Annotated in this window: 17 protein-coding genes and 2 other annotated features; of the genes, 4 read left to right on the forward strand and 13 right to left on the reverse strand. The window is 31.3% G+C overall.

Annotated elements, in window-relative coordinates:
• Window positions 1–8: 8 nt before the first annotated feature.
• From J3477_RS10970 to trpE, 5 genes are read right to left on the reverse strand one after another with little or no spacing between them, the layout of a single operon-like run.
• Window positions 9–629 (reverse strand): phosphoribosylanthranilate isomerase, encoded by a 621-nt coding sequence (locus J3477_RS10970; protein ID WP_206869996.1) that lies wholly within the window; start codon window positions 627–629, stop codon window positions 9–11.
• 1 nt (window position 630) lies between these two features.
• Window positions 631–1,413 (reverse strand): indole-3-glycerol phosphate synthase TrpC, encoded by a 783-nt coding sequence (locus J3477_RS10975; protein ID WP_206869997.1) that lies wholly within the window; start codon window positions 1,411–1,413, stop codon window positions 631–633.
• On the reverse strand, window positions 1,410–2,429 hold the full coding sequence (gene trpD / locus J3477_RS10980) for an anthranilate phosphoribosyltransferase (RefSeq protein ID WP_206869998.1): 1,020 nt from the start codon (window positions 2,427–2,429) through the stop codon (window positions 1,410–1,412). Before trpD ends, J3477_RS10975 begins: the two co-directional genes overlap by 4 nt.
• Complete coding sequence (locus tag J3477_RS10985; RefSeq protein ID WP_206869999.1) at window positions 2,426–3,019, reverse strand: anthranilate synthase component II; 594 nt, start codon at window positions 3,017–3,019, stop codon at window positions 2,426–2,428. The genes trpD and J3477_RS10985 overlap by 4 nt, the downstream gene beginning before the upstream one ends.
• Window positions 3,016–4,458 (reverse strand): anthranilate synthase component I, encoded by a 1,443-nt coding sequence (gene trpE, locus J3477_RS10990; RefSeq protein ID WP_228731268.1) that lies wholly within the window; start codon window positions 4,456–4,458, stop codon window positions 3,016–3,018. Before trpE ends, J3477_RS10985 begins: the two co-directional genes overlap by 4 nt.
• A gap of 258 nt (window positions 4,459–4,716) precedes the next feature.
• Window positions 4,717–4,947 (reverse strand) — a binding site (T-box leader).
• A 321-nt stretch (window positions 4,948–5,268) separates the two neighbouring features.
• On the opposite strand from trpE, the gene yjeM reads away from it, so the two are divergent.
• Entirely contained in the window at window positions 5,269–6,765 is a 1,497-nt protein-coding gene (yjeM, locus tag J3477_RS10995) for a glutamate/gamma-aminobutyrate family transporter YjeM (RefSeq protein WP_206870000.1), read from the forward strand.
• A 166-nt stretch (window positions 6,766–6,931) separates the two neighbouring features.
• Here yjeM and J3477_RS11000 read toward each other — a convergent pair whose 3' ends face one another.
• A complete protein-coding gene (locus J3477_RS11000) occupies window positions 6,932–7,435 on the reverse strand; it encodes a GNAT family N-acetyltransferase (RefSeq protein WP_206870001.1) in 504 nt (167 codons plus the stop codon).
• A 46-nt stretch (window positions 7,436–7,481) separates the two neighbouring features.
• Entirely contained in the window at window positions 7,482–7,733 is a 252-nt protein-coding gene (locus tag J3477_RS11005) for a TfoX/Sxy family protein (protein WP_206870002.1), read from the reverse strand.
• Window positions 7,734–7,925: 192 nt separating this feature from the next.
• On the opposite strand from J3477_RS11005, the gene ygiD reads away from it, so the two are divergent.
• Window positions 7,926–8,702 carry a 4,5-DOPA-extradiol-dioxygenase gene (gene ygiD / locus J3477_RS11010; RefSeq protein ID WP_206870003.1) on the forward strand — a complete coding sequence of 259 codons (777 nt, stop codon included), beginning with the start codon at window positions 7,926–7,928 and terminating at the stop codon, window positions 8,700–8,702.
• A 110-nt stretch (window positions 8,703–8,812) separates the two neighbouring features.
• On the opposite strand, the gene J3477_RS11015 is transcribed toward ygiD, so the two are convergent.
• Window positions 8,813–9,139, reverse strand: coding sequence for a hypothetical protein (locus J3477_RS11015; RefSeq protein WP_206870004.1), 327 nt, complete (start codon window positions 9,137–9,139; stop codon window positions 8,813–8,815).
• A gap of 497 nt (window positions 9,140–9,636) precedes the next feature.
• On the opposite strand from J3477_RS11015, the gene trhA reads away from it, so the two are divergent.
• On the forward strand, window positions 9,637–10,278 hold the full coding sequence (gene trhA / locus J3477_RS11020; RefSeq protein WP_206870005.1) for a PAQR family membrane homeostasis protein TrhA: 642 nt from the start codon (window positions 9,637–9,639) through the stop codon (window positions 10,276–10,278).
• A 58-nt stretch (window positions 10,279–10,336) separates the two neighbouring features.
• Here trhA and J3477_RS11025 read toward each other — a convergent pair whose 3' ends face one another.
• Together J3477_RS11025 and J3477_RS11030 are read right to left on the reverse strand one after the other, a co-directional pair.
• Window positions 10,337–10,816 (reverse strand): GNAT family N-acetyltransferase, encoded by a 480-nt coding sequence (locus J3477_RS11025; RefSeq protein ID WP_228731269.1) that lies wholly within the window; start codon window positions 10,814–10,816, stop codon window positions 10,337–10,339.
• 321 nt (window positions 10,817–11,137) lie between these two features.
• Window positions 11,138–11,914 carry a peptidoglycan-binding protein gene (locus tag J3477_RS11030; protein WP_206870006.1) on the reverse strand — a complete coding sequence of 259 codons (777 nt, stop codon included), beginning with the start codon at window positions 11,912–11,914 and terminating at the stop codon, window positions 11,138–11,140.
• Between the two features lie 291 nt (window positions 11,915–12,205).
• Here J3477_RS11030 and J3477_RS11035 point away from each other — a divergent pair, with 291 nt between their 5' ends.
• Window positions 12,206–12,946, forward strand: coding sequence for a lipid II flippase Amj family protein (locus tag J3477_RS11035; RefSeq protein ID WP_206870007.1), 741 nt, complete (start codon window positions 12,206–12,208; stop codon window positions 12,944–12,946).
• A 97-nt stretch (window positions 12,947–13,043) separates the two neighbouring features.
• On the opposite strand, the gene J3477_RS11040 is transcribed toward J3477_RS11035, so the two are convergent.
• The 3 genes from J3477_RS11040 to J3477_RS11050 form a co-directional block, all read right to left on the reverse strand.
• A complete protein-coding gene (locus J3477_RS11040; protein ID WP_206870008.1) occupies window positions 13,044–14,219 on the reverse strand; it encodes an aminotransferase class I/II-fold pyridoxal phosphate-dependent enzyme in 1,176 nt (391 codons plus the stop codon).
• A complete protein-coding gene (locus J3477_RS11045; protein WP_206870009.1) occupies window positions 14,216–14,695 on the reverse strand; it encodes an Lrp/AsnC family transcriptional regulator in 480 nt (159 codons plus the stop codon). Before J3477_RS11045 ends, J3477_RS11040 begins: the two co-directional genes overlap by 4 nt.
• 252 nt (window positions 14,696–14,947) lie before the next feature.
• Window positions 14,948–15,285 (reverse strand) — a binding site (T-box leader).
• A gap of 167 nt (window positions 15,286–15,452) precedes the next feature.
• On the reverse strand, window positions 15,453–16,664 hold the full coding sequence (locus tag J3477_RS11050) for a winged helix-turn-helix domain-containing protein (RefSeq protein WP_206870010.1): 1,212 nt from the start codon (window positions 16,662–16,664) through the stop codon (window positions 15,453–15,455).
• Between the last annotated feature and the right edge of the window lie 61 nt (window positions 16,665–16,725).

Genomic DNA, 16,725 nt, shown 5'->3' on the forward strand with positions numbered 1-16,725 from the left:
CATAATCTTTAATTTTCTTCAAAATCTCTCACCTTCCTTATAAATGCTTCAATTTTATCAAAATCTTTTACTCTATTGGTTTCAACTCCGCTACTAACATCCACCATAAATGGCGCTACAGCTTTGATACCTTCAACTACATTTACTGGATTTAGTCCACCAGCCAATATAAGCTTATTTCTTATATCTTCAGGGACATTTTTTAGTAACTTCCAATCAAAGACCTTCCCTATCATATCTCCTGCAAAGTCTTTTGGTGAATCTACTAAATACCCAAAACAATCATATTCTTTCATTCTATTAAAATCATTTTCGTTAGATTTAAAGGCTTTTATATATGGGGATTTAATTTGTTTACAATAATCTATCTCTTCATCGCCGTGTAATTGAACCACGTCTAAGCTGCAAAAATCTCTGATTTGTCGCACTTCTTCAATGGCATTATCCATAAAAACACCTATCTTCAACATATTTTTAGGCAGTGAAGTTATTATTCTCTTTGCTTCCTCAGCCGTTATCTTTCTAATGCTTTTACAAAAAACAAAGCCTAAAGCATCTGCACCTAGCTCACTACAAAATCTTGCAGTTTTTAAGTCTCTTATTCCACATACTTTTATTAGTGTTGACATACTAATCTCCACCACCTTTAAAGCTTGATATCAGTTCCTTAAAATTATTTGAGGTAACAAAAGCTTCCCCTACGAGAATACCTCTTATCCCATATGTCTTTACCTTTTTTATTTTTTCTATGTTATCAAAGCCACTTTCAGAAATAACATAACTATTAGGAAAATTCATTTTTGCTTTTAATGTGATAGTTGTATTTATATCAACTTTAAAACTTTTTAAGTTTCTATTATTAATCCCTATAAGCTTTGGCTTTAGTTCTAAAATCTTTTCCAAATCTTCTTCATCATGAATTTCAACAAGAGGTTCAAGACCAAGCTTCACAGCTTCATAATATAATTCTTTAAGTTTTTCCTTTGAATTTATAGCTGCAATTAAGAGAACTAAGTCAGCGCCAAGGCTTAAGGTTTGCTGTAATTGCACTGAATCTATTATAAAATCCTTTCTAAGTAAAGGAATATCAACAGCTTCACCTACGTCAACGATGTCCTGTTCTTTTCCCTTAAAGAAATGCCTTTCTGTCAAAACTGAGATACAATCCGCCCCAGCTTCTACATACTCTAAGGCTCTAAGCTTTGGATTAAGCAGAGTATTTAAATCGCCCTTGGAGGGTGAGGCTTTTTTTATTTCACTTATGACTTTAAAATCATCACTTTTATTTAATTCCATTACAAAGGAATGAAAAGCTCGCTTTCTTTCAGGAAAATCATGATCCTTGTACTGAAGCTTCAAAGTTTCAACTTCAAGCTCTTTTAGACGAAGTATTTCTTCTAAGAAATTTTTCATATCCTATTACTCTCCTTTACAAGCTTTTCAAGCTTTTCTTTTGCTTTTCCCGAATCTATTATTTCTTTTGCCAGCTCAATGCCTAACGCAATATCATTGCTTGCTCCACTGGCCATTAGCCCAAGCGCTGAATTAAAGACCACAGCCTCTCGATAATGACTTTTTTCACCATTTAATATAGACATGGTTATCTTACTGTTTTCTTTTGCATCTCCACCGGTTAACTTGTCTAAAGTTACTGTAGCAAACCCGAAGCTGCCGCTATTTATAACCATTTCTTTAACTTGCCCATCAGCCAAAAATGCACAATAATTATCTCCATCTAAAGTTCCTTCATCCAGTCTATTATCACCATTCACAACCAAAGCCCTATTCTTACCTAAGAGTTTTAATGCTTCACAAAGATCTTTAACCAAATCTTTCTTATATACACCTATAAGTTGATTGTTTGGATTTAGAGGATTTGTCAGAGGCCCAAGTATGTTATAAATGGTGGGAATTCCAAGAGTTCGTCTTACTTTCATAACATACTTCATTCTTGGGTGCATTGCTGGTGCATATAAAAATGCCATCCCAACTTCCTCCATAAGTCTTTTTACATTTTCTTTTGATAGTTCTATATTCACTCCAAGCTCAGCAAGGAGATCAGCACTCCCGCATTTACTAGAAATCGATCTATTTCCATGCTTAGCAACTCTTACACCTGCTCCAGCTAATATAAAAGCTGAGGTTGTGCTTATATTGAAGCTATTTGAAAAATCCCCTCCTGTACCGCAATTATCAAAGGAATCTTTAAAATCAAAATCTATGCTTGAAAGTTCTCTCATTGCTTTAGCCATACCTGCTATCTCCTCCGGCTTTTCACCCTTTGTTTTTAGTGCAGCAAGAAAAGCTCCAATCTCGCTTTCTTCTGCATCTCCACTTAATATATATTTGTTAGCATCAAAAGCTTCTTCCATAGTCAATTCTTCATTCAAAGTTATCTTTTTAAGAGCGGCTTGAAATTCTGATTTCATATTGCTTTCCTCCTCAAACTATTTTTTATTTCAATAAAATTTTCTAGTAGTTTTTTCCCCATAGGTGTGAAAATGGATTCTGGATGAAACTGTATACCATAAACAGGATATCTAACATGCTTTACTGCCATTATTTCTTCATCATCAAGAGAAGTAGCTATAACTTTTAGTTCTTCACTAAGAGAAGCTTTATCTATAACCAATGAATGGTACCTCATGACTTTAGTTGGACATTGTATATCTTTAAACAAATCATTGTCTTCATGATAAATTTCTGAACTTTTCCCATGCATTACTTTTTTTGCTTTAATAATTGTTCCTCCGAAAACCTGGCCTATACTTTGATGTCCAAGGCATATGCCTAACATAGGTATATCCTTATAATTTCCACTAATTATATCTAAAGAGTTTCCTGAGTCCTTTGGATAACCTGGTCCAGGAGAAATTATAATAGCCTCTGGAGACAGCTGCCTAATCTCATCCGATGTTATCTTATCGTTTCTATAAACTTCAACTTCTTCACCTAGCTCGCTTAAATATTGATAAACGTTATAAGTAAAGGAATCATAATTATCAATTAAAATAATCATTGTATAACCTCCAAAACACCAAGTGCTTTATTGTAGCTTTCTTCGTATTCTAGTTCTGGAATAGAATCATAAACTATACCTGCACCAGCTTGAACATATCCCTTTCCATCTTTTAGCACCACTGTTCTAATTGCTATACAGGTGTCCATATCTCCGTTAAAAGAAAAGTATCCTATTGCACCTGCATAAACTGTTCTTTTTTCTTTTTCCAACTCCTCTATTATCTCCATTGCCCTTATTTTAGGAGCTCCTGATAAAGTTCCTGCCGGTAAACAAAACTTCAAGGCATCAAAAGATTTATTAGTCTCCTTCAATATTCCTGTTACCTTCGAGACAATGTGCATAATCTTTGAATACATTTCAATATCCATTAGCCTTTCTACTTTAACAGTTCCAATTTTGCTTATTCTGCCTATGTCATTTCTTGCTAAATCCACTAGCATCAAATGCTCTGCTACTTCTTTTTCATCTCTAAGAAGTTCTTCTTTTATCTTTTCATCCTCCTGTATATTAGCTCCTCTCTTTCTAGTTCCAGCTATAGGCATAGTGGTAACCACCTCTCCCTTTACTGTAACTAAACTTTCTGGAGATGAACCTACTATTTGAAAGCTATCGTAATCTATAAAAAACATATAAGGTGAAGGATTCTTACTTCTTAGCTTTCTATATATCTTAAATGGGTCTTCACTAAACTCACAGCTAAATCTCTGAGAAACAACTATTTGAAAAGCATCTCCATTTTCTATATATTTTTTTGCATCACTAACCATCTTTACAAACTCTTCCTTTGAAGTGTTTGAATTTATTTCTTTGCTAGAAGCTTCAGTTTTAATTGCATTAGTTTTGTTATAAGAACATATTCTTTCTTTCATCTGCAATAGATTATCTTCTACCTCTTGGTAATCTACACTTTCGTTATTTAAAACTATTTGATGTATAGAAACTGTTTTATCATAGTGGTCGTATACTACAAACCTTTTATAGAACATTAGATAAGCTTCAGGTAAATTTAATGAATCTCTATTTGAGTTTGATATACATTCATATTGTTTTATAACATCATATCCAACATAGCCTACTGCACCACCTTGGAATGGTATTGTACTCTCCTTTTTATAATTCACCTTCTCAATAAACTGTTGCACTTGGTCAAGTATTCTACCATTAATCCTTGTAGTAATCCCATCTTGTAACATTTCTATTTCTAATCCCCTACTACTAATCTCAGCATAAGGTTCAATACCTATAAAGCTATATCTTCCCTTTTCTTCATCGAAAACCGAACTTTCTAGAAGGAACATCTTCTCTCTTCTCAAGGAATAAAATATGGAAATTGGTGTAGTCTCATCACCATGAAATTTTAGATTTAGATCTATGGAATATCCTCTTTGTCTTAGAAAATCGAACTCATTTTTTGTATAATTAAAAATAATAACCACCTCACTCCTAAAATTAAGCGTACTCTAATTTTCTGAATATTGAAAAATCTATTTTTGATATTATTTATTAAAGGTATAAGAATTAGTTATATTTGACTTTTATACCCTTTTAATGATATTTAGTTTTTTAATTATGAAAGATATCTTTATCCTGGAATTAAAATATTGACTGGACAGCTGCTATCCAAAGAAATGAAAATTAACTGATTTAATATATATTAAAAAAACAAAAAGTCCTCTACATGCAAATAAATGCATATAGAGGACGATATAATCGCGGTGCCACCTCAATTTACTTAATTAAAAGTAATCTCTTAATCAGATACATAATAATATCCTATCCCTGTAACGTGAGAACACGTGTCACCTACTATAATTTTCGGTTCCCTCTCGTAAGTCCATTCAGCTTATATCCAAATACTGCATTTCACCACCGCAGCTCTCTGTAATTCTTTCTATACGCTTACTACTCTTACTCATCGATTTAATACTTTATGAATTTATTATAGTAAAGCGCCCTTATTTTGTAAATAGTTTTTTTAATTTTTTTCTATTTTTTTAATAAAATTTATGTCTTTTGCTAAAAATAATGTAATTATTTAATACAATATTATTTTTATTATTTCCTTGTTAAATCTTTAATAATTTTATTGTAACTTAATAAGCATTTAATCAGTTGTTCTGGTTATTGATTTTGTTACACCAAGATATATAATGTTATGTGCAATATATACAAATATGAATCACTATCTTTAAAATAAGTTTACTAAAAACTAATACTTATTTAAAATGTTTCACGGAGGGAGAAAAATGGAAACTAATAAAAAGAAAAAATTAACACTGGTATCATTAGTATTAATGATTTTTACATCAGTATTCGGCTTTGCAAATATGCCAAGATCTTTTTATCTTATGGGATATAGCGCAATTCCTTGGTACATAGTATCTGCAATAGCTTTCTTTATACCATTCGCTTTTATGATGGCAGAATATGGTGCTGCATTCAAAAATGAAAAAGGCGGAATATATTCTTGGATGGAGAAATCAGTTGGTCCTAGATATGCGTTCATAGGAACCTTTATGTGGTATGCATCTTACGTGGTTTGGATGGTTAACATATGTTCCGTAATATGGATTCCACTTTCAAACATGATTTTCGGCAAAGATACTACAGCCACTTGGTCAATATTAGGACTTAGCTCTACTCAAACCTTAGGATTAATGGGAGTAGCATGGATTTTAGTGGTTACCTTTACAGCTTCAAAAGGGCTAGAAAAAATAACTAAGATAACTTCAATCGGAGGAACTGCAGTAGCTCTATTAAATATAGTATTGCTTATAGGCGCAGTTATAGTTCTAATTGTCAACGGAGGACATGTAGCTGAATCTGTTAAATCTGGTTCTGCGTTCTTCGCATCACCAAATCCTTCATATCAATCATCTATATCTATATTATCATTCTTGGTATTTGCAATATTTGCATATGGTGGTATAGAAGTAGTAGGTGGATTAGTTGATGAAACTGAAAATGCTGAGGTTACTTTCCCTAAGGGTATAACAATTGCAGCTATAATCATCGCTATTGGTTATTCTTTAGGGATATTCTTATGTGGAATCTTTACAAATTGGCAAGATGTGCTTTCAGTAAAAGGTGTTCATATGGGAAATGTAGCTTATGTTGTTATGAGAAACTTAGGTTATCAACTAGGTGTTGGCTTCCATTTAAGCGAAGCAGCTTCATTACAACTAGGTGCTTGGGTTGCTAGATTTGTTGGATTCTCTATGTTCCTTGCTTTAACTGGTGCATTCTTCACATTATCATACGCTCCACTAAAACAAATCATAGAAGGAACTCCTGCAAAATTATGGCCAGGAAAAATGAGTAAGGTTGAAAATGGTATACCTAAAAATGCAATGTGGGTTCAATGTGTTATAGTTATTGTCTTCATTTTATTAGTATCTTTCGGTGGAGAAGGCGCAGCTAAATTCTTTACAAAGCTTGTATTAATGACAAATGTAGCTATGACTCTACCATACTTATTTATATCAGGAGCTTTTGCTTCCTTTAAGAAGAAAACTGAAATTAAAAAGCCATTTGAAGTTTTCAAAAGTAATACAACTGCATTAATAGCTACGATATTAGTTACTTTCACAGTTGGATTTGCTAACTTCTTTACAATAATAGAACCTGCTACAAACGGCGATTGGTCATCTACTCTTTGGATGATTGGCGGACCTGTTTTCTTTACACTAGTAGCAATTGTTATGTATTGGAGATATGAGCAAAAGGTTAAAAACGATAGATAATTCATATAATTTATTTTCGTAGTAAAAACTCTCTGAAGAAGTGCCTTTCTTCAGAGAGTTTTTTTATACATATGTTTTCCCTAATATATATGCGGAAATTTACTAGCGAATAAGTTTTGTTTTTTATTGTATTTGTCATTAAATTCAAAAAAATAAACTGACAATATCATTCTGATAATTTTATCCAATATTTGCAGTGTCCTTCTTTTATCTCTTCTAATTTTCCACTGTTTGCTTCTATAATGTTCCTAGATCCCAAATTATCCTCATTACAGGTAATCAAAGCCTCTTTTATTCCAGCATTTTTAGCTTTGCTTAGCACTTCCTTCAATAGCATTTTTCCATATCCCTTATTTCTCTCACTAGGTCTTATACTATATCCTATATGTCCCCCTGATTCTCTAAGTGCCGTGTTCAAATAACTTCTCAGTTTAGCTATTCCTATAGGTTGTCCATCTATAATCAGCCAAAATGTTGTTTGAGGCACATGACCTATTTTTAATCCTATTCCTTTTGAGGCATTATAGTTTTCTAATAGATATTTACCAAAACTATCAAATGGATACTTATATCCATCATTAAAAAATCCATTCTCTCCTGGACCAATTTCTTGAAGCATATTATAAATTTCTATATCATCTTCAAGTGACAGCTCTCTCAATTCAATCATACTGGTTCTCCTTGCTAAATAAATTTTTACAGATAAACTTAATAACTTACAAAGAATTTATAAACATTTTTAGATCATCCTTTTTTTCTTGACTTAAAGAATGCCATCTTATTCCTTGAATCGCACCCTCTAATGCACAAAGCATATTAAGACATGCACCTGGGTCTATTTCCCTTATTCTCTTATATGCTTCCTTGCTTCCAATATCTTTTAGTTCTTGGTACGTATCTATATGTACCTCTTTTAATCTTTGTTCTAATACTTTCCCTATATTAGGAGTTTTACTTAAATCACTCATTTCCACAATTCCTCTATCATTATTTTTATTCTACAGACATAATTATAACCATATCTAGTAAACTTTCACAATAATTTTGCTAAGCACAGTATTATTTTTTATAAAACTATTGCAATTCCCTTCAATTAAGTATATTGTATATAAAAAAGTAACTAACTAATTTAAAATAACAATTTGATCGGAGATATATTTATGAATAAAAGATTACCAGTTCTTTTTATAGGACATGGAAGTCCTATGAATGCTATAGAAAATAACGATTATACTGAAATGCTTAAAAAACTTGGAGAAACAATTGAAAAACCAAAAGCTATATTAATAGTATCAGCCCATTGGCTTACTGATGGAAGTTATATAGATATACAGGATGAGCCTAGACAAATATATGATTTTTACGGATTTCCAGATGAGCTTTATCAATTACAATACAAACCTACTGGTGTGAAGAAATACGCTCAAATTGCCTATGAAAGCTTAAAAGATTTCGGAGTTAAGTCTACTAATCAGTGGGGATTAGACCATGGTGCTTGGGCCATTTTAAAACACTTATATCCAAACGCAGATATTCCAGCCTTTCAATTAAGTTTAAATCACAATTTCACTCCAGAAGAGCATTATAAATTAGGGTTAAAGCTAAAAAGCCTCAGGGAACAAGGTTTCTTAATTTTAGGCAGTGGAAACATAGTCCACAACTTAAGAAAAATCAACTTTGATTCTGATGCTACCCCTTTTGACTGGGCTATAGAATTCGATAGATTTATAGCAAAGGCATTAACTGATAATGATCAAGAAGCTCTACTAAATTATAAAAATCAGGGTCTTATAGAAAAGTTATCACTACCAACAGATGAACACTTTCTTCCACTACTATATATAGCGGCTCTTAAAGAAGCTGATGAAAAGGTAAGCTTTTTGTATGAAGGGATAGAATTAGGTTCATTATCTATGAGGAGCTTTATGATTTCATAAAAAATAAAAATAGATGTACCACTTAGTTTATTTACAATAATCAAGTCCATCGTTTTATATCAATAGGTTCAAATTATTATAAAAAATAATAAAGCTGGTACATCTATAAATTACTTTATTCCACTTATTTTTCCTTTTAATGCTTTCATACGTCCATTAACGTAATTAAGAAGTTCATTCTTATTTTCCTTTATTTCAGCAGGAGCATTAGAAACTATTGTTATTATATCTAGCTTATTTGCTTTAACCTTTTGAGCAATTTCATATGCTAAATATCTATTTTTTACACTCCAGTAAGCGTTATTAAATTCGTCTACCTGTCTTCTATTATAGTAACCTTTCTCTATACCAAACTGGAACAAATCTGCAGCTGCTTCCAATTCTTCTAAATCTTCAGCATCTAAAGTTTCATTAATTAGCGATTGAAATGATTTCATTCTAGCACCCCTCTTTAGTGAGATATTCTTATTTTAAACCTATATAAATTTTATATACTGGATTTTATTATATTCTCAGTAAAAAATATTTAGATAGGATAAGACTCTACTATTTCACTTATAATATAAAATTTTTACCACCTCTATAATACATTATAATGGTATATTAAATCAAATAAAGTTATTAAAAAATTACTATAAAATTATTATTCCCATTTCAAAATTAATATTTATATATATTTTGTGATATAATTTTTAAATATAAGTTTCAATAAATATATTACATTAATACGAAATATAATAAAAAACCCTCAATATTTTGAAATACAAATTATAAATTAGGGGTAAAATTGTATTATTGATATAGTATGTATCTTTTAACAACTATTCATTTAATTGATTAATGTTTATATTTATATTATTATCTATTTATTTAGTGAATATTATAACTTATAAAGTTTTTAACATATCATTAATCTCAAAGAAAAGGAGTAATTATGGAAGACAACTTTTACACAAAAAAAGAAGAAATAATGAATTCTGTAACTCACGGAATTGGAACAGCCTTAGCAATAGCTGCTTTAGTAATTGCTGTGGTTTTTGCAGCAATATATGGAACAGTGTGGCATGTAGTTAGCTTTTCTATTTATGGTTCAACCTTAGTCCTATTATACCTAGAGTCAACCTTATATCATAGTTTGCCAGGAAAAAATATAAAGAGACTCTTTAGAAAATTTGATCATATGTCAATATTTATTCTAATAGCAGGAAGCTATACCCCTTTCTGTCTTACTGCATTAAGAGGGGTTATTGGTTGGACAATTTTCGGTATTGTGTGGGGATGTACTGTGCTAGGAATAACTCTTAAGGCGTTTTATACTGGAAAACGTGAAGTGCTTTCTACTGTTCTCTACGTTGTCATGGGCTGGCTTATCATGTTTGCGATAAAACCACTTTACATGACTATGCCATTTTACGGATTCCTATTTCTAGTTTTAGGCGGGGTATCATACACCGTTGGAGCGTTCTTCTTCATAAAGGATTCGATAAAGTATAATCATGCTATCTGGCACCTTTTTGTAATAGCAGGAAGTGTATTCCACTTCTTCTCTATAATGAGTTTATTACATTTAAGATAAATCTTGCAAAAACAAGGTGAATCATAACTTAACTAAGTTATCAAATTCACCTTGTTTTTTATTCCTCAACATATTCTAAAATAATCCTTCTTTTCTTAAACCCATATTTATTATAAAAGTTAATTACATCTTCATTTCCAGCCGCAACAGTAATGATTTTTTTCCTTACATTATTATTTTCCATCCAACTTAAAGATCTTTTTAAAAGTTCATCACCTAAGCCTAATTTTCTAGCATCTTCTTTTATAAACAACGAGTCAACTTCACCTACTAATTCACTGTCTATTGTGCTTATACAATATGCAATATATTTATTACTAGAGTCAGCAATAATATCTATGTGCATATGTTTCGAAACCATTAATTTTTTCTTTCTTTCCTCAAAGGTAAAACTTATATATTGATTTTGAAAATCCTTGGACTTTTCCTTATGTAATTCATTCAGCATCTGCCATAAAGGTCTTACTAAATCTAGTAATTCTATTCCACCAGTTATAAATCTAAATTCATTCATTTTTTCCATATCAAAAGATTTCATTTTTCAATTTCATCTTTTCGATGATCTCCTTATAATTATTATTTCCTTCACTTAAAAGTACAACAGTAATAATTATAATTATACCAATAATTGTCTTCTTTACAATATTAGCAAATAGCTTAAATCTTTATTTTACTTAGTCTATGTTTAAGAATCTTGTTGAAATTAATTGGTTATACAGGAGATGCTATATGAGCGAGCAATTAGAATTAAATGATTTTTTCAGATGGAATGGCGCAAAAAATAACTGGCTAAGACTTAAAATAAAAAATAAATCATAGCCAGTTATAATAAATAGTTGCTTATTTAATCTCTTTCACTCTATTTAATAACTGCAGCACAAAGCTTATAATATATTTTTCTTTGTTCTACTCCATTATAACCTCCGTTTACTCTTACAGTTATCTCTTCTACCGTAGCTCCTCTATCACAAAGTTCATTCATATAATTTGAAGACCACCAAAATCCTGCACTTGTCCATGGATAATTTTTAGCAACATAGTCTACGCCTTCCATTACTCTAGGGTCATGAATATCTTCTGAAAATCTCCTATAGTTATCAAATCCGGTAAGCTGAATATAACCTGCTCCTTTATACTTTGGCCCATCACCAGCATATCGATTCCCTAAACTTTCTCTATATTCATATGCTAATCCACTTCCTATTTCTTTTGTATATAACCCCAAGCCAGACTCATAACTACATTGAGTTATAAAATGTCTTATTCTTTGTAGCGTAGTAATCTCATATCTTTCTAAACATCTATTTAAGTCTTCTACCATGGAATCTGTAACGTTCTTCCACCCTATTTCTCTTAACTGTTGCCCAGTTACGTATATCTGCAAATCACCTAACTGTGATTTATTACTGTATTCAGTGTTATGAGTTAATATAGCTTTATCTATTGCATATTCTGTATTAACTCCTACAACTCCGTCTACTTTCAGTTTATAGTCCGTTTGAAACTGCAGGACAGCATTATAAGTAGCTTTTCCAAAATTGCCATCTGCACCTGAAGTACCTAGATTATAGCCCAAGGCCATAAGATTTTCTTGTAGTTTAGTTACCTCTTCTCCAGTGCTACCAAGCTTAATCATACTTTCATAACTCCTTATAAAAAGCTTTGTAGTATATCTTATTTTTTATTATATAATTTGATACTATTATACAAAAACTTTCTATTCTATCATTTATAAATTTCAAATGAACTTTTTGTAAATAAAGCAAATAAAAATAATCAAATCTTACCAAATGGTTAATATACTGTAAATATTACAAATTATTTAAGTAAATCTTTTACACTATGCTATAATGTCTAAATGATGTACGCTAAAAAGCAACAAACAATTATATATAACAATTGATTTTTCTATAAGGAGTATCTTACTATGCTCAATAAATACATTATATTAATAGCTGCAACATTAATAATTCACTTTATTGATACGCTATCATATTCAGTACGACTGAATTCAGTAAAGAGTGGAAACTTCGCTTTATCAACTTCTTTATTTAATTTAATTGTATTAATTTCTAGAACAGCAAATACCTTTCAAGGTCCACTTATCGGTTACATAATTGATGATAGTTTAAGAAGTAAATATGATCCTATTAATAATATCAGAGGTGTAATATTTGCAGCTACAGGTGGTACTATTCTTGCTATTATACTAATCCCTACTTTTCTAAAACTATTTGAGATTGGTATGAAAAAACTTGAAGTTACTGGTTCTGTGCCAAGTTTAGTTATTCAATCACTAAGCATAAGTAATATAAAAAGGATAGCTAGAAATACCATAAAGCCTAAGAAATCCATGATTAAAAATCTTAGATATAAAAATATACCGAAGAGACTACTACTGCTAAATGCTTTGATAACTGGAGTATACACAGTTGGTGTACTTGCTGCTAACTACGCTTCCTTTATGGTACCTGGTAAGGCCAATGCTATAGTTCAATCATCAGGCCTTATAAATGGTATTGCATCCATACTTCTAACATTATTTATTGATCCAAGATCAGCTATAATAACAGACGAGGCTTACAGAGGAAAAAGAGAATATGGTGATGTAAAGGCTCTAGTGATAATGCTAATAGGCACAAAGCTTATCGGTACTCTTTTAGGTTAACTTCTTCTTGTGCCATCTGCTAAATTATTAGCTTTTATATACCGATAAAAATAAAAACCATATGTCTAAAGCTATCTCAAGACACATGGTTTTTATTCTATTCTGTTTCTTTAATCCTAGAAACAAATCTCTTTATCCTCTTCATTGCTTCCATTATCTCATCCATTGAAGTTGCATAACATGCTCTTATAAAGCCTGCACCACAATCACCAAAGGCATTTCCTGGTACCACAAGAATCTTTTCCTCTAAAAGTAGTTTTTCACAGAATTCATCCGATGTAAGTCCTGTGGATTTAATGCATGGGAATACATAAAAAGCTCCTAGTGGTTCAAAACATTCAAGTCCCATCTCATTGAAAGCATTTAGCATTACTCTTCTTCTTCTATTGTACTCTCTTACCATTTCTTGAACATCATCATCACAATTTCTAAGGCCTTCAATTGCTCCATATTGAGCTGTTGTAGGTGAACTCATTATTGCATATTGATGTATTTTCTTCATAGCATCTATTAATATCGGATGGCCACAAACATAGCCTAGTCTCCAACCAGTCATAGCAAAAGCCTTAGAAAATCCATTTATAACTAAGGTTTTATCTTTTATTTCTGGAAAGCTTGCTATAGAAACATGTTTTTCTCCATAAGATAACTCCGAGTATATCTCATCAGATAATATTATTATATTTTTATCTTCTAGGAACTTCACAATAGGTTCAAGTTCTTCCCTTGTCATAATAGCTCCCGTTGGATTATTTGGAAAAGGAACTATAAGAACCTTAGTCTTCTCAGTAATTGCTTCTTCTAAAAGTTCAACAGTAAGCTTGAATTGATCCTCAGCTCTCAAATTTATAACTACTGGAGTTGCTCCGGTAAAAGTAGTACATCCTTTATATGCTACAAAGCTTGGTTCCGGAATAATAACTTCATCTCCTGGTCCAACTAAAGCTCTAAGCGCTATATCGATACCTTCACTTCCACCAACAGTTACAATTATTTGATCTTTAGGATCATATTTCAAGCTATACTTTCTATCTAGATAAGCTGATATTTCCTCTCTTAGCTCTAAAAATCCTGCATTGGATGAGTAATGTGTATGCCCTTTTTCTAGTGAATATATTCCTGCTTCTCTTATATTCCAAGGTGTTACAAAGTCTGGCTCTCCAACACCTAAGGATATAACATCATCCATTTCATTTATAAGATCGAAATACTTTCTTATACCAGAAGGAGGCATATCTCTTACATTTGATTTAATCATATCTTCAAGCATCATATAAATATATCCTCCCTATCATCCCTAGTCTTTTCTTCAAATATAGTTCCATTATCCTTATATTTTTTTAATACAAAATGAGTAGCTGTACTCAACACATTTTCTTGAACAGCAAGCTTTTCAGATACAAAAAGCGAAACTTCCTTAAGACTCTTTCCTTCTACTATGACAGTTAAGTCAAATCCACCTGACATAAGATAGCAAGCCTTTACTTCTGGAAACTTATATATCCTTTCAGCAACCTTATCAAAGCCTTCTCCTCTTTGAGGTGTTACTCTTACCTCAATTAGAGCTGTAACACTATCTTTATTCGTCTTTTCCCAATTTATCAAAGTTGTATATCCAACAATTACACTGTCATCTTCATACTTCTTTATTGTTTGCTTGACTTCTTCTAGTGGTTTTCCCGTCATCACCGCTATTTCCTCAGCAGTGTATTTACTGTTCTTTTCTAAGATTTCTAATATTTCATCCATATATAAAACCTCCCCAAAATATAATAAAAATAAAGTAAAATAGAATGAAAAAAATCGCTGAAGCGGCTTTCTTCAGTGGTTTTTTTTGCGCATCTGCCTTTCCGAATGCATATGAGGAAAATTTGGCAGGCGACATAAATCTTATTTTTTATTCTTTCTCTGATATATGCATTTAAGCCATCTACATATACTTATCCACAACTTTATCTAAAATATAACTTCCAAAAGAATAAAAAAACTCCTCAATCCCTGGAAAGGGACGAAGGAGTATATTCGCGGTACCACCCTAATTAGTGCCTAAGCACTCTCTTAGTAGGAACATAGTATTCTTAGTTAAAAGATAATTAGCATACAAGCCTATTGTAACCAATAAGCTCTTAATATCTAATCAAACTTAATCCTAAAAATCTTTAATTCCCGTCCTCTATAACGTGAGGTCACGTCTTTGCCTACTTAAGACTAAAAATTAATCTTATTTCTCAGCAAGAGATTCAAAGACTGCTTCCATAAAGTTTTTCTGCTATGCTTCCACCATCCATAACTCTCTTTAAGAAATTACTTAATGTACTCTTTCTTATCAATATCTTTAGCAATGCAATTTTTATTTATTATACAAGTAAAATAAATAATTTTCAATAGTTTTATATATTTTTTATCATTCTATTAATATATCCACAAAACAAAAATTAAATCTCCTTTGATTTTCACATCTATTTTCCAAAAGTTATACTTTTAGAAGCACTGGCAAAATCGTTTTTCACTTTTGTATATTCATTTTTATTATCTCAAGCTCATCTATTCCACTTACCTCGATATATTCTGCGCCAAGATACTCCATGAAATCGCTAAAACATTTTGCTAAAGCATTTTCCATAGCTTTGGTTAAAGTTATATTTTCTTCCCACCACCAATTTATTATCTCTAAAGTTTTACTTTTTTTATTGTATTTAGGTTCGAACCTTGCTATAAACTTATCTTTATATATTACTGGCAGCACATAATATCCATACTCTCTTATTTCTTTTGGTTTATATACCTCCCATGTATATTGAAAATCAAATATTTCTTTTATTAGTTTTCTATCCCACATTAGATTATCCAATGGGGCTATGAATGAAGCCTTGTTCGGTACTTTAGAACTGCTTAATGTGTCGTGAAGAACTTCCATATCCTCTTTTCTTATATAGAGTGTATGTTCAATATCTTCAACTTCAACTGGAAACACCTGACCACTATCTATTAATTCTTGAAAAGCTGTCTTTCTATCATTACTCTTCATCCAATGTATACCAAGCCACGCATCGCTAGGCTTATTCCATAAAAGTCCTATCGCACCTATTCTTCTTTTAATTGCCCATTTAAAATATTCTTTTAAGTTTTTATTAGGATCATCTTTTTCTAGTATCTCTTTATCAATATATTTATCAGTAAAATCATAGAATCTTCTTGTACCTAACTTATGATGAACTATGAGTTCTCCCCAAAAATACATACTTTCAAGTGCAGCCCTTGATGCTCTCGTTGGTGCCCAAGCCCAATTTACTTTCGTATCAAATTCTAAATCTTTTGATGAAAGTGGCCCCTTTTCTCTAATATCCTTTCTAATAAATCCTAATATATTATCAATTTCAACATCTTTATTAGAAAATCTTTCGAGCCATTCTTCTCTGTACCTTTTAAAATACGGCCAATCTTCAGTACTAAAAATGCACATATTTTTATCCCAACCATCAATAAGCTTTCTATCTTCGTACAGTAATTCATACAACATGTCAACTTTAAAATTCTTTATTCTTGACTGCAACACAAGATTAGAATTGTATCCAGCTACATCTAAAGGATCAAACTGAATGGATCCCACTAAATTTATAAACTCCATTATTCCGTTCTTTCCTTTGAGCTCTCTTGATGGAAATAGTTTTTGATGATTTAAAATAAACCTAGCAGCATCTTTTTTAGTTATTCTCATTTTCTTCCCGCCTTTTATTATAAAATTATCAACTTATATATACATGAAATTCATCATATCC

It is taken from the genome of Clostridium zeae, from assembly GCF_017312485.1.
Classification (GTDB): domain Bacteria; phylum Bacillota; class Clostridia; order Clostridiales; family Clostridiaceae; genus Clostridium_AR; species Clostridium_AR zeae.